A 13,558-nucleotide genomic window follows, 5' to 3' on the forward strand; every position below is an offset into this window, starting at 1 on the left:
GTGAAATTATACGACAGAGACCTTAGTTGGCTGTCTTTTAATTACAGGGTTCTCATGGAGGCAATGGACGATTCAGTTCCATTACTGGAAAGATTACGATTCACCGCTATTTATTCTTCTAATTTGGATGAATTTTTTAGGGTTAGAGTGGCTAACATCAGAAACATCAAACAGATTGACAAGAAGAAAATTAACAAACGTGTAGATTTTGATGCAAAGACTCAACTGGAGCAGATTCATAGCGAAGTAAGTCATCAGTTAAATGAATATGGAGGGGTTCTTAGGGATGTTATTGAAAAACTAAAGGACAATGGCCATCACATCTGCACGGACACTAATGAGATACCTGAGAAATTGAGACCTCAGCTGCTACATTTCTTTAAGACGAGAGTAGCCGCGTTTCTGAAACCAATTGAAGTCCAGGCTCATGAGGAGTTATTTCTTAATAATCAGGCAATTTATTTAGTGGTTGTTTCAGAATCTGATGAGTTATATGTTTTAAACATACCTGCTGAGGATGTTGGTCGATTTTCAAGCCATAGCTATGATAATAAGCACTTTTACCTATTTCTGGATGATGTTATACGAATTCATCTGGATATAATATTTCCTAAACAGAAGATAAAGGGATCTTATGCAATCAAATTAAATAAGGATGCAGATCTTCAGATTGATGATGAATTTGAAGGGAATCTCGTTCGAAAGATCGAAAAGCAAATTCAAAAAAGAAATTTAGGTATTCCATCCCGTTTTCTATTTGATAAAGCGATAGATGATAAGGCATTATCCATTTTGGCTGAAAAGCTTACGCTATCACCAGAAGATATGATTACCGGAGGTCGCTATCATAACTTAAATGATTTTTTCGAAATTAGGATAGATAACCCGGAGCTAACTTATGAAAATCGAGAAACGATAGAGGTACCTGAATTACAAAAATGTCATTCAATATTCAGCTGCATTGAAAGACAGGATTTCCTGTTGCACTTTCCTTATCAATCATACGATTATATCCTTCAGTTTTTTAATGAAGCTGCAATAGATCCTGATGTTAAAGAAATTAATGTCACATTTTATCGGATGGCGAAAAACTCGCTCATAGGTGAGGCATTGATCAGTGCAGCAAAAAATGGGAAAAAGGTCGCGGTTTTTATGGAGGTAAAGGCACGATTTGATGAAAAAAATAATCTTGAATGGGCCAGCAAAATGAAAGAGGCTGGAGTTAAAATCATTTACAGCTTACCAGGATTGAAGGTCCATGCTAAAGTCGCACTTGTTAAAAAAGAAGATCGGATGTATGGTTTTTTTGGAACGGGAAACTTGAATGAAAAAACTTCTGAGATATATTGTGACTATGGTTTGCTGACCATAAATGAATCAATGACTAGGGAATTGTCGAATCTATTTCAGCATTTACTTACCAAGTATACGCCTCCTCCATTCAAAGAGCTCATTGTCTCACAATTTGGTGCCTTAGAAACATTTCAGTCAAAAATAGACCGTGAAATACAGCACGCGGAAGCTGGTAAAGAAGCTCGTATTATCATAAAAGTGAATAACCTGCAGGAAACATCATTGATTCAAAAGCTTTACGAAGCGAGTAAAAGGGGCGTGGATGTAAAACTTATAGTAAGAAGTATATGCTGTTTGATTCCCAATAAAAACCTGAAGGTTAAGCGCATTGTTGACAGATACCTTGAACATGGCAGGATTTTTTACTTTCATAATGATGATGCGCAGGAAATTTATCTGGGATCTGCAGACTGGATGAATCGAAATTTGCATCGGAGAATAGAAGTTTGTTTTCCGATTCATAATGAAGGTATGAAACAAGAGATTTTGACTATTCTAAAATATCAATGGAAGGATGATATTAAGGGGGTTTGGTTGTCTCAGAAAATGAAAAATAAGAGAGCTAAAGCAGAAAGTAAAATACGAGCTCAGGAAGCAACCTATGAATATTTACTTAATAAGGGTAAGGAGACTTAAAGAATAGCTCCGCAATAATGAAACCTAGAATAGCAAGGACAAATCCAAACATAAATATGGTGTAGCTAAGCCTTAAGAGCCTGTATTTCCTACCAAGTACTGCTCCGAGAAAATAAATATCCTTAATCATACTTCCATAGAGATAATCGGCATCCTTTAGCATCTCAGTCATTCCCCACTTGTAATCGTCAAGACTCATTCTGTGAAAATTACCAAAGAATAAAAGGTTGGCTTTTTTCGCAATGATATCTTCATGCTTGAATTTTCCAGAAGTGACATTTGGACGAGTTGCCAGCACAGCAAATACTATGGTAGTAAGACAAACCAGTGTTAATAGAACTGCCGGTATTGTCATATGGGGATATTCCTCAAGTTTTCTGATGAGTACTGACACCAATACCGAAAGAATAATTGAATTGATGGAGATCATGATGTTTGCCTTGTTGTCAGCAATTGCACTGAGCTCCATATGATTTTTAGAGGTAGTTCGAAACATCGTTTCAATACCTCGAGTAGGCGTAAGCTCTTTAGCTTTTTTTACTTTTTTCTTGAGCTTAGAAACTTTTTCTTCGAGCTCTTCTACTTTTTCGCTTTCTGCCATGATTTTAAGCGATCCCTTACTTTTTTGAGGTTCTCTTTTACTGCAAGCTCATAATTTTTTCTTGCATATTCGGTAAAGAAACAGTGTTTTTCCAGAAACTCCTCATTCATTTGAAACCATTCATTTTCAGAGATCTCACAAAGTTTCGTCTTTTGGATTTCTTGATGAAGTAGATCCGCCTTATGAAAGTAATTCTCGTCTGCCAAATGCATTAGATCAGCATCACAAAGTACTTTTTCCATGATATTGGATGGATTTTGTGGCATTTGTGTAGCCATTATACAACCCACCACCAATTCAATTTTCTCAGTAGGATAATTGAGACTTTGAAGAAAATTCTCAGCGGATTTTGCACTGTTTATTTCATGATTTTCACAACCTTCAGCATACCCTATATCATGAAACCACGCAGCTATTAGAATGATCTCTATTTCTTCCTGTTTCAAGTTTTGAGTTCCAGCTATTTCCTCTGCAGAATCAACAACATCAATCGTGTGATTAATGGAATGATAAGTCATGTGATCAGGGAGCTGCTTTGAAAGCACCTTGATTACATAATCTTTTACTTTACTGACGACTTTGCTATTAAGCATCTTTTCCTCCAAATCATTCACAAATTAGAACAAAAATTAGGCAATTTAGTGTTGTAGCCTTGACATTTTAGATCAACCTATGACTTTCATAAAGAACATAACTCTAATTTTATTGTTCATTTTGTTCATTTCTTTTAATCAAAGCTGCTCAACAACAACTTTTGGTCAGCATGCTGATAGTCTATTTTTGGTTGACAACCAGATGAGGATTACCTATGATTTGAAGCGACCTGCAGAAAAGTATTTTTTGCCGTATGTCCTCGAAGAGGTTTCTGGATTGACTTTTAAATCGCCGCATAACTTGTTAGCTGTTGATGATGAATCAGGCAGATTGTTTGAATACGATCTTAGAAAAAAGGATATAGTCCACTCCATCATATTCCATAAAGCGGGAGATTATGAAGGTATAGAATTGGTTGATGGGACAGTTTTTGTGTTAAAAAGTGATGGAGACATTTATGAATTCCCATATGGCTCACAAAAGGAGTCAGTGGCGGTAAAGCATGAAAATATATTAAGCTCAAAAAATGATACGGAAGGGTTAGGATACGACCAAAAAAGAAATCGACTATTAATTGCATGTAAAGAGGAAGCCGGAATTAAGGACAAGAAGATTAAAGGAAGAGGTTTTTATGCTTTTGATTTGAAAAGTAAAAAAGTGGAACCTTCCCCAATTTTTGTGTTGGGCCCAAAAGAGTTAGAGTCATTTTGGGAGAATCACAAATCAATTAATTATGAGCGTAAGAGAATTAAATTCAAACCCTCTGCAATAGCAACACATCCAATCTCTGGTAATTACTACATTCTATCATCAGTGGGTAAAATGTTAGTAGTTGTGAATCATAAGGGTGAAATTTTAGCAACGTACCCAATTTCACCAAGAGTTCTTGGTCAGCCGGAAGGTATTTGCTTCTCACCATCTGGAGACCTCTTTTTAAGCAGTGAAGGCGAAGGCGATAGAGGGTATATTCTGAAATTCAAAATGAAATCAAAGAACCAATGAGAAGTCTGTTGTTTTTATTGATCGTATTCCCAGGCTTACTTTTTGGTCAAAAAATATTTCTAATTGGAGACGCAGGTGAACCCAAAAATCCTGATCTTAATCTGGAGCTCTTAAAAGAAAAAATGGCCATAGCTTCTGAGGAAGATTTTCTCATTTTTCTAGGTGACAATCTTTATCCTAAGGGGTTACCCGAAAAAGAGCATCCGCAAAGACAGGAAATGGAGAATAAACTCATTCCACAGCTTGAAGTAATGAAAGCTTTTCCTGGCAAGGCCTACATTATTCCTGGAAATCATGATTGGGCTCAGGGAAGAAAATATGGATGGGAACGTGCACTAAATATGGAGCGTTTCATCAGGGAATATTTTGATGGAGAAAATGTCTTCCTTCCTTCTGGTGGTTGTGCTGGCCCTATCGAAATCCCAATGAGTGAAAAGTCGACCTTGATCATTTTGAATACGCAATACTTTCTTCATGGGTGGGACAAACCAGATGAGGATGATAACTGTGGAAGTAAATCGACCATAGAGGCACTGGAAGACTTGAAAACGATGGTTAGTAGAAATGCGGGCAAGCATATTCTAATTGCAGCACACCATCCGGTATATACTTATGGAGAGCATCATGGAAATTTCAGCTTCAAGGACCAACTAAAGCCACTTCCCATTCTAGGCAGTATTCAACCTCTTTTTCGTCGAGTAATTGGCAATATTCAAGATAATACTCACCCCAAATACAGAGCTGTGATGAATCAGGTGGTAGCAGCTATGAATGAGGCTGAGGAGGTTATTTATGCATGTGGTCATGAACATTCATTACAGCTAATTCAAAAAGAGGGGCATCATTTCATTGTGAGTGGTTCAGGATCTAAAACCTCGCATGTCAAGAAGGGAAAAGGTAGCCTCTTTGCAAAGGAAGAACAAGGATTTGCCATTTTGAATATGGTGCCTTCAGGGAAGGCTTATGTTCAGTATTGGGGCATAAATAATGGGCTTCTGTTTGAGACAGACCTATATGAAAAAGAATTAAAAGAAACACTTGAAGAACTCCCTGCGCTAGACTTTAACGATAGTACAATTGTAGTAATTGCCAGTAAAAAATATGAGGGTGATAAAGGAAGACATAGGTGGCTTGGGAGAAACTATAGAGATGTCTGGTCTACTCCGGTAGAAGTTGAAGTATTCGATATCGGCATGGAAAAAGGGGGGCTGGATGTTGTCAAAAAAGGAGGAGGAATGCAAACTAAATCACTACGCATGGTGGCTGATGACAAGAAAGAATACGTCCTTCGGTCCATTGAAAAATATCCTGAAAACGCGATCCCTACAGCTCTTCAAAAGACATTTGCGCAAGACATTGTTGAGGATCAAATTTCTGCTTCCCACCCTTATGGTGCGTTCATTGTTCCATATTTGGCAGAACCAGTAGGTATTTATCACACGAATCCAAAGCCTGTATTTATACCGGATGATCCACGACTTGGACAATTTCAAAACACCTTCGCCGGGACGCTTGCATTATTTGAGGAACGTCCGAATGAAGCAGCTTCAAGAAAGCAATTTTTTGGTGGAGGTGAAGATATTGATGGTACAGAAACGGTAATTGAAAACCTCAAGGAAGATAATGACAATGAAGTGGATCAGAATTTTGTGGTTCGGAATCGAATTTTTGATATGTGGATTGGGGATTGGGATCGGCACGATGACCAGTGGAGATGGGCTCAAATAGATAAGAAAAACGGTAATATTTATCGCCCCATACCGAGAGATCGGGATCAGGCATTTTTCCTCAATGAAGGAATTATCCCAACGATAGCTGCAAGAAAATGGGCCCTTCCCAAAATCGAAGGCTTTGATGAGGAAGTGGATTGGGCACCTGGGATAAGCCAAAACGCCAGATTTTTTGATCGGACTTTCATGAACGAACCCGATTGGGCTGATTGGCAGAAAGAAATTCAATTCTTAAAAGAAAACCTTACTAATGAGGTTATTGAAAATGCAATAGCCCAATGGCCTGAACCAATTGAGAAATTGACGGGAGAGCGAATCAAAAATGGACTCAAGGCACGTCGAGAAAACATGGAGTCATATGCTCGTGAACTTTACCTTTTTCTATCAAAAGAAGTTGATGTGACCGGGTCTGATAAGCACGAATATTTTTTTGTAGAGCACCTTGATGAAAATCAAACGAAGGTTATAGTTAGAAAAAGAGAGAAGGATGGGGACTTGGAGCAGATCATCTATGAAAGATTATTCCTCTCTAGCGAAACCAAAGAGGTCAGACTTTATGGGTTAGATGGAGAAGATGTGTTTGAAGTGAAAGGTCCCAAGTCTAAAATAAAAGTAAGGATCATTGGAGGAACAGATAAAGACTTAATCATTAATGGTAATGCTGATGAAAAATTAAAAAACGTAAAAGTCTATGATCGCTATAAAAGCACAATAGTACAAGGTAATCCTAATGGAATACTAAAACTGAGTAATAATCCTGATATCAATCGGTATAATCGGAAGGCTTTTCAATACGATGTGCTAATGCCACTTGCAACAGCCGCCATTAATCCGGATGATGGGATATTCCTGGGCGGTGGATTTATGTTTACCAAGCATGGCTGGAGAAAAGAACCTTTTGCTGCAAAACACTCATTTACAGCTGTAAGGGCATTAGAGACAGGCTCTTTTCAGGCAGACTATTCGGGAGAGTTTACGGATGCTTTTGGTAAATGGGATTTAAACACCTCTCTTTTATGGCAGGAACCCTTCTTTGTAAATAATTATTTTGGTCTCGGAAATGAAACTAGATTTCATATGGATCAGTTTGTAACACCAGATGACGACCCTATTGATTACTACAGAGTGCGCATGGATCGACTCGATCTCAATGTGGGACTTTCGAGAAATGTGGGGGCAAAAGCAAAATTTTACCTTACAACTGGGTACAAATCTATTGAGGTAGAAGAAACAGCAAATAGATTCATTACAGATCAGCCAATCACAGAAGATGTTTTTAGACCTAATCAGTACAGCCGATTGGTAAGTGGGATATCCTTTGACTCTAGAGATAACCAAACTATGACAAGAGCCGGAATGACTGCAATGGCAGAAATAGAGCATCTTGAAGCTTTAACTGACTTCTCTCAAAGTACGACAAGACTTAATGCGGAGTGGGCATTTTATCTCACGACGAGACTCCCATCACGACTGGTCATTGCAAATAGATTGGGAGCTTCGCATATTACAAATAAAGAATTTGATTTCTTTAACGCAAGCATACTAGGTGGCCGCAAAAACCTACGAGGATATAGAAGAACCAGGTTTTACGGGCAATCGTCCTTTTATCACAATCTTGATCTTAGATTGAAAATTGCTTCATTTAGAAGTTATATCTTCCCTGGACAATTTGGATTGTTAGCCTTTCACGATGTAGGCAGAGTCTGGTTGGATGGTGAAAACTCTGATGAATGGCATGCAGGTAAAGGTTTTGGAATTTGGATAAGCCCACTAAATACGGTGGTCCTCAACTTAAATTACGCCTTTGGCGAGGATGAGAATCTACCCACATTCTATATGAGCTTTTTCTTTTAAGAAAAGCCCCCAACTTGAGGGCTTTCTTATTATTCTACAACTTCACCATTAAAGTGTAAGTAGGTATACTCATCAGAGTCAGAAGTTTTGATTCGGATGTTTTTCTTGAAGGCACCAAGCTTAGCTGATTTGAAATCAGCCGAAATTGAAGCGGTTTCTCCGGCTTTAATTTCCTCTTGTGGAAATTGAATTTTGGTACAGCCACATGATCCTTTGGCTTCAACTATTCTAATAGCAGCACTACTGGTGTTTGTAAACTCAAATGATAATTGTGTTACCTTATCTTTAGAAACTTGTCCAAGATCTATGGAAGTTGTTTTCCATTTAAGAGGTGTCATTGCGGCAACCACAGCTACTGCGATCCCAAGCATTAAAATTGATGTTAGTTTTTTCATTTTATAAAAATTTGATTGACCCAAATCTGAAAAGCTTAAACCCTAAGTACTGTTAATGACATGCTAATGATTGTTAATGAGTTGTTAAACAAGGTTTTCAGCAGATTAAACCTTTTACTTTTGAAATATGAAGAATGCTCACATTCGTGTATTAGTTGTTCTCGCGGTGCTTTCGTTGGTTGGAATAGTGGGAACTCAGGTGTTCTGGTTAAATCGGGCAATTGAGCAACAAGATCAGGTATTCAATCACAATGTTCATGTTGCTCTTCGCAATGTAGTGGAGTCTCTTTGTGAAGCCAATGGTAAGGACTTTCCATCAATAAATCCAATTGAGCAGATTTCAGGAAATTACTTCATAGTTCGTACCAACGACAAAATTGACCTGGCCAATTTGGAGTATTTAATAACTGCAGAAGTCAAGAAAAGAGCTATATCGCAAGATTTTGAATACGGAGTTTATGACTGTGCAAATGATCAAATGGTTTACGCCGAAAATGTGAATCTATTTGAGGACAATAGTCAAGATGTAATCCCTGTACTAAAGAATGATGAATACTACTTTGGAGTCTATTTTCCGGAAAAATCTAAAAACCTGTTTGAAGGGTTTGATCTTTGGAAGTATACAACTGCAATCTCATTGGTAGTAATTATATTTTTTGGATATGGTTTGTTTGTCATACTGAAGCAAAAGCGGTTAAGTGAGGTTCAGAAAGATTTTATTAATAATGTGAGTCATGAACTAAAAACACCGCTTTCTACCTTGGCTCTGGCGTCCTCTACATTGAATGAAAAGGTAAAGGGAAGCGATGAGAAGTACGTTCGAATAATTAATCAGGAAGTTTTAAGACTTCAAAAAAGTGTTGAGGATATTCTTTACTCTTCTTTGCTTGAAACCAATGTTAGTGTAGATAAAGAACGTTTAAATATTTCCGAGTTTCTTAGTGAGATGGTCAATGATGCAAGAGAGAAATATGCACCTAAAATGGTACAATGGAAATTGTCGTCAAAGGATTCAAAAGATGTTGTAACTAACAAAAAACTACTTGAAAGCTCTCTCCGAAATCTCTTTGATAATGCCGTAAAATATGGGGGTAAAAATATTACGGTTCAGGTGACGCAAGATCAAAAAGGCGCCACTATAGAAGTGAAAGACGATGGAATTGGAATATCACAGGAGCATCAAAAAAAGATATTTAAAAAATTTTACCGAATACCAGACATAAACAATCAACACAATCAGAAAGGATTCGGGCTAGGTCTTCACATTGTCGCTTCAGAAGTAAAGAAGCTCGGAGGTTCTATTTCTGTTGAATCTACTCTGGGAGAAGGAAGTGTCTTTAAAATATCAATTCCAAATGGCTAAAATATTACTAGCAGAAGATGATCAAAACCTCGGTTTCATGATTGAGGATAATCTAGCTTCAAATGGTCATAAGATAACATGGTGTAATAATGGTGAAACGGCTCTTGAGCACTTTATTGCGAATGAATTTGAAATTTGCGTTCTTGATGTGATGATGCCAAAAATGGATGGATTCGAGTTGGCGTCTAAAATCAGAGAACAAAACGAATTTATCCCAATTATTTTTCTAACGGCCAAATCGCAAGAGGAGGACCGACTGGAAGGGTTTGAGATAGGTGGGGATGATTACGTGACCAAGCCATTTTCAATAAAGGAATTGGAGTATCGAATCAATGTTTTTTTAAGAAGGAGCACCGATCAAATAAGACCTACAGAAGCCAAGGTAATCGAATTTGGAAAATCATTCTTTGACGAAAAAAATCTCATTTATCAATTTAAGGATCAACAAAAGTCTCTAACTCAGATGGAAGGGAACCTGCTAGGAATGTTGATTAAGAGTAAAAATGAATTGGTCAAACGAGAAATGATATTAGAAGAGATTTGGGGGGAAAATGATTATTTCAAAGGTCGTAGCTTAGATGTATTTATTACCCGTCTGAGAAAATACCTAAAAGGAGATGAAACATTGGAGATTAGAAATCATCATGGCGTTGGTTTTTGCCTAATCGTTGAAGAATAAAACATAAAAAAACCGGTCACAGACCGGCTCTTCCTTCTTTAAAACCACCATTTTAATTGATTACAATCTTCTTCGTCAGCCTTTTTTTACCCTGACTAATTTCCAGCAGATAAATTCCTTCTTTTTGACCCGATAAGTCAATCATTTCAGAGTATGTTCCGGCAAAACGATCAAAGCTTCTATTAAATACCTGTTTCCCTTCCAGGTTTAACACTTTAATAGTTAAATCAGATTCTTCATTAACCCTGAATCGAACTTTAAATCGTCCGTTGGAAGATGGGTTTGGATAAAAACTTAGGTCTTCCAATTCAAGCAAATTACTCTTATCGACTTTGCCCTTTTTGCCAAATTCATCATCTACATCGGTAATTTTTACCCGCTTTATTTCAATTACTTTAACATGTCTGTCATTATCATCTTCATGAAATCTTTTTAGCATATCCTGCATTTCAATTCCCAATCGCTTCATATGCTCACGGTATTCATCCATTTCCATGTCATCAAGGTGGAGATTAAAAAATCCGTCTATTGAATCATCGTCAAGCTTGAAAAAGAAATTGTTCTGACCATCCTCATCATCCCCAAAAAACCTAAAAAACGACTGTTGGTGATTTTTTAACTGATCAAGGTGCATGAACATATCATCATCCCCATCACTATCAAACCAAAAGTTGAACCCCTGATCTTCACCGGCAAATTCTTTATAATTAGGGTCTGCATACATCTCCTCAGTGCTATTGTATTCCCCTTTAAAAGTCTTCTTTTCACCATTTATTTCCTTGGTGATCTCTACGACTATTTTGCCGTCATCATTTTGTTGTGCCTCTATTCCATTAGAAAGGAACAGCACAAAGGCTAACATTAGAATTGTAGATTGTGCTTTCATATATCCTGAGTTTTTGTTTTCATTTCAATTGCTGATCGAATGTACGAAAGCAGTTGCTATGTGTCTGTTAATCAGTCGTTAATCCTTGTTAAAATTGGTTAAAGATGAACTAGAGAGATCTCATAATCGTATTTTTGGGATATGCAGCGTAAGACTCTCAGGTGGATTATAGGGCTAATGGGCCTTGCAATGATCGGATTGATTTCTTTTCAGCTTTATTGGATTGATTCACTTGTATCAGCCAATGAAGAAAGATTTAGAAAAGATGTTTTAGATGCCCTAAATACAGTAGCCAATAAGTTGGAAAAGCAGGAGACTTATGCGGCGCTTCAAAAGCTTAATTATGTCAATTCTCCACTTTACAATGAGGAGAATATTGATCTCCAAAAGGTTCATCGTGAGGATGCTAAGTTTAGAAACAATGGGCAGATAGTAAGGCAAGGAAACCAACAAATATTCTATTTTGCTGATACAGTAAATGAAGGTGGTTTTGAGTTTGTCGTAAACTTCTCCAGTGTAGCAGATCGGTTTTTTTATGAAAACACTCCACCACCACCTGGCACCAATGTGGATGAAAAAATTGTGGAGCGAGATGTGAAAATTCAACAGCTTGAAAATAAGCTTGCCCGAGTCTCCAAAAAGTATGAGCTCACATTTGATGTGGTTAAAGATTTGATGGGTCCAAGCAGGAGCATGGCATCAAGATTTAATCCTCAACAGCTTGATTCACTTCTTAAAAACGAACTGAATAATAAAGGAATTGACATCAAGTTTGAATATGGGGTTTTAGAGACTCACGACGAAAGATTTTTGCTGCTCACCAGCACTCAAAATAAGGATGAGATTGAAACAAGTGATTTAAGAGCGGCACTTTTTCCAAATGATATTTTCGGAAACGATAGCCTGTTGATTGTTGACTTTCCTGATAAGGAAGGTTATTTGATGAGTAAAGTTTGGTCTGCACTTGCAAGCTCTGGATTTTTAGTTGTTGTAATCCTCTTTTGTTTCGGATACAGTATTCGCACGATTGTACGTCAAAAGAAACTATCTGAAATGAAAAATGACTTCATCAACAATATGACACATGAACTCAAAACTCCTATATCAACTGTTTCATTGGCGGTGGAAGCACTTAATGATAAAGACATTGAGCAGAGTACCTTAAGAAACAAATACATACGGGTCATTGGTGAGGAGAACAAGAGACTTGGTGACCAGGTTGAAAAAGTTCTTCAGATTGCAGCTATTGATAGAAGAGATTATAATTTGAAGCAAGAGTTACTTCGTATGAGTGATATGGTCAAGAGTGCTGCTGATCACATTGCAGTACAAGTAGAACAAAGAGGAGGAAGGTTAAATATGATTGAGAAAGCGGAAAAAGATTTGATTCAGGGCGATGAAATGCACATTACTAACATCATACTCAATCTGCTTGACAATGCCAACAAATACTCACCTGAAGCTCCCAATATTACCCTTCGAACCGCATCGGATGATGAAGATTTCATTTTATCGATACATGATAAAGGAATAGGAATGACGCGAGAACAGCAAAAACATATCTTCGAGAAATTCTATCGTGTTCCTACAGGTGATCTTCACAATGTAAAAGGCTTTGGACTTGGGCTTGCATACGTGCAGAGAATAGTTGAAGCGCATGGAGGAAAAATACATGTAGATAGTGAGCCTGGAAAAGGGAGTAAATTTTTAATAACCTTACCACTAGCAAATGAATCCTAAATTATTGATTGTAGAAGATGACCCAAACCTTGGAGAGATATTAAGTGAATACTTAGATCTAAAAGGTTATGAAACCACCCTGAAGAGAGATGGGGAAGAGGGAGGAGAAGCATTTAAAGCTGGCTCATATGATCTATGCATCCTCGATCTTATGATGCCTAAGAAAGACGGATTCACACTTGCAAAGGAAATACGAGAGCATGACGAAGAAACTCCAATAATTTTCCTAACGGCAAAATCGATGAAGCAAGACATCATAAAAGGATTTACTGTTGGTGCCGACGATTACATGACCAAGCCGTTTAGTATGGAGGAATTGTTGCTTAGAATTCAAGCCATTTTAAAAAGGTCAAATAGAAAAGTAGAAGAGGAGGAGTTCCCAAATCCTTTTAAGATTGCTGATCTTACCTATTATTATCAGGAAAATAGATTAATCACTTCTAAACGAGAGATAAATCTAACTACTAAGGAAAATGAGCTATTAAAGATATTCTTTGAAAATGTGAACAAGACAGTACAGCGAAGCATCGCTCTGAAGAAGATTTGGAAAGATGATAGCTATTTTAATGCAAGAAGTATGGACGTCTACATTGCCAAAATCAGAAAATATCTCCAAGATGAACCTAACCTTAAGATATTGACAATTCATGGTGAAGGATTCAAATTAGTACAAGTCAATTGAATTAATTCTCACTCAGATTCTGTATCTTTATTCAAGAGCGATT

At 37.3% G+C, this 13,558-nt stretch carries 11 protein-coding genes; 7 read left to right on the plus strand and 4 right to left on the minus strand.

What is annotated here, in order from left to right:
* Positions 1 to 1,989, plus strand: a complete 1,989-nt coding sequence (gene ppk1 / locus ACOMC3_RS18850; protein WP_420317445.1) for a polyphosphate kinase 1 — start codon at positions 1 to 3, stop codon at positions 1,987 to 1,989.
* Here ppk1 and ACOMC3_RS18855 read toward each other — a convergent pair.
* A complete protein-coding gene (locus ACOMC3_RS18855) occupies positions 1,967 to 2,590 on the minus strand; it encodes a Pycsar system effector family protein (protein WP_420317446.1) in 624 nt (207 codons plus the stop codon). The two genes, ppk1 and ACOMC3_RS18855, sit on opposite strands and share 23 nt — an antisense overlap.
* Positions 2,569 to 3,204 carry an HD domain-containing protein gene (locus ACOMC3_RS18860; RefSeq protein WP_420317447.1) on the minus strand — a complete coding sequence of 212 codons (636 nt, stop codon included), beginning with the start codon at positions 3,202 to 3,204 and terminating at the stop codon, positions 2,569 to 2,571. The genes ACOMC3_RS18855 and ACOMC3_RS18860 overlap by 22 nt, the downstream gene beginning before the upstream one ends.
* Positions 3,205 to 3,295: 91 nt before the next feature.
* Here ACOMC3_RS18860 and ACOMC3_RS18865 point away from each other — a divergent pair, with 91 nt between their 5' ends.
* Positions 3,296 to 4,186: an SdiA-regulated domain-containing protein gene (locus tag ACOMC3_RS18865; RefSeq protein ID WP_420317448.1), complete on the plus strand. Its 891-nt coding sequence runs from the start codon at positions 3,296 to 3,298 to the stop codon at positions 4,184 to 4,186.
* Positions 4,183 to 7,770 carry a metallophosphoesterase gene (locus ACOMC3_RS18870; RefSeq protein ID WP_420317449.1) on the plus strand — a complete coding sequence of 1,196 codons (3,588 nt, stop codon included), beginning with the start codon at positions 4,183 to 4,185 and terminating at the stop codon, positions 7,768 to 7,770. The genes ACOMC3_RS18865 and ACOMC3_RS18870 overlap by 4 nt, the downstream gene beginning before the upstream one ends.
* A gap of 29 nt (positions 7,771 to 7,799) precedes the next feature.
* Here ACOMC3_RS18870 and ACOMC3_RS18875 read toward each other — a convergent pair whose 3' ends face one another.
* Entirely contained in the window at positions 7,800 to 8,165 is a 366-nt protein-coding gene (locus ACOMC3_RS18875) for a DUF1573 domain-containing protein (protein ID WP_420317450.1), read from the minus strand.
* A 127-nt stretch (positions 8,166 to 8,292) separates the two neighbouring features.
* On the opposite strand from ACOMC3_RS18875, the gene ACOMC3_RS18880 reads away from it, so the two are divergent.
* Both ACOMC3_RS18880 and ACOMC3_RS18885 read left to right on the plus strand, forming a co-directional pair.
* Positions 8,293 to 9,528, plus strand: a complete 1,236-nt coding sequence (locus ACOMC3_RS18880) for a sensor histidine kinase (RefSeq protein WP_420317451.1) — start codon at positions 8,293 to 8,295, stop codon at positions 9,526 to 9,528.
* Positions 9,521 to 10,207 (plus strand): response regulator transcription factor, encoded by a 687-nt coding sequence (locus ACOMC3_RS18885; protein WP_420317452.1) that lies wholly within the window; start codon positions 9,521 to 9,523, stop codon positions 10,205 to 10,207. Before ACOMC3_RS18880 ends, ACOMC3_RS18885 begins: the two co-directional genes overlap by 8 nt.
* Positions 10,208 to 10,259: 52 nt before the next feature.
* On the opposite strand, the gene ACOMC3_RS18890 is transcribed toward ACOMC3_RS18885, so the two are convergent.
* Entirely contained in the window at positions 10,260 to 11,093 is an 834-nt protein-coding gene (locus tag ACOMC3_RS18890; protein ID WP_420317453.1) for a T9SS type A sorting domain-containing protein, read from the minus strand.
* 141 nt (positions 11,094 to 11,234) lie between these two features.
* Between ACOMC3_RS18890 and ACOMC3_RS18895 the strand changes: the two genes are divergently transcribed.
* Both ACOMC3_RS18895 and ACOMC3_RS18900 read left to right on the plus strand, forming a co-directional pair.
* Complete coding sequence (locus tag ACOMC3_RS18895; protein WP_420317454.1) at positions 11,235 to 12,833, plus strand: sensor histidine kinase; 1,599 nt, start codon at positions 11,235 to 11,237, stop codon at positions 12,831 to 12,833.
* Positions 12,823 to 13,515 (plus strand): response regulator transcription factor, encoded by a 693-nt coding sequence (locus ACOMC3_RS18900; protein WP_420317455.1) that lies wholly within the window; start codon positions 12,823 to 12,825, stop codon positions 13,513 to 13,515. The genes ACOMC3_RS18895 and ACOMC3_RS18900 overlap by 11 nt, the downstream gene beginning before the upstream one ends.
* The last annotated feature ends 43 nt before the right edge of the window (positions 13,516 to 13,558 follow it).

Source organism: Ekhidna sp. (genome assembly GCF_965212185.1).
In the GTDB taxonomy this organism is placed as follows: domain Bacteria; phylum Bacteroidota; class Bacteroidia; order Cytophagales; family Cyclobacteriaceae; genus Ekhidna.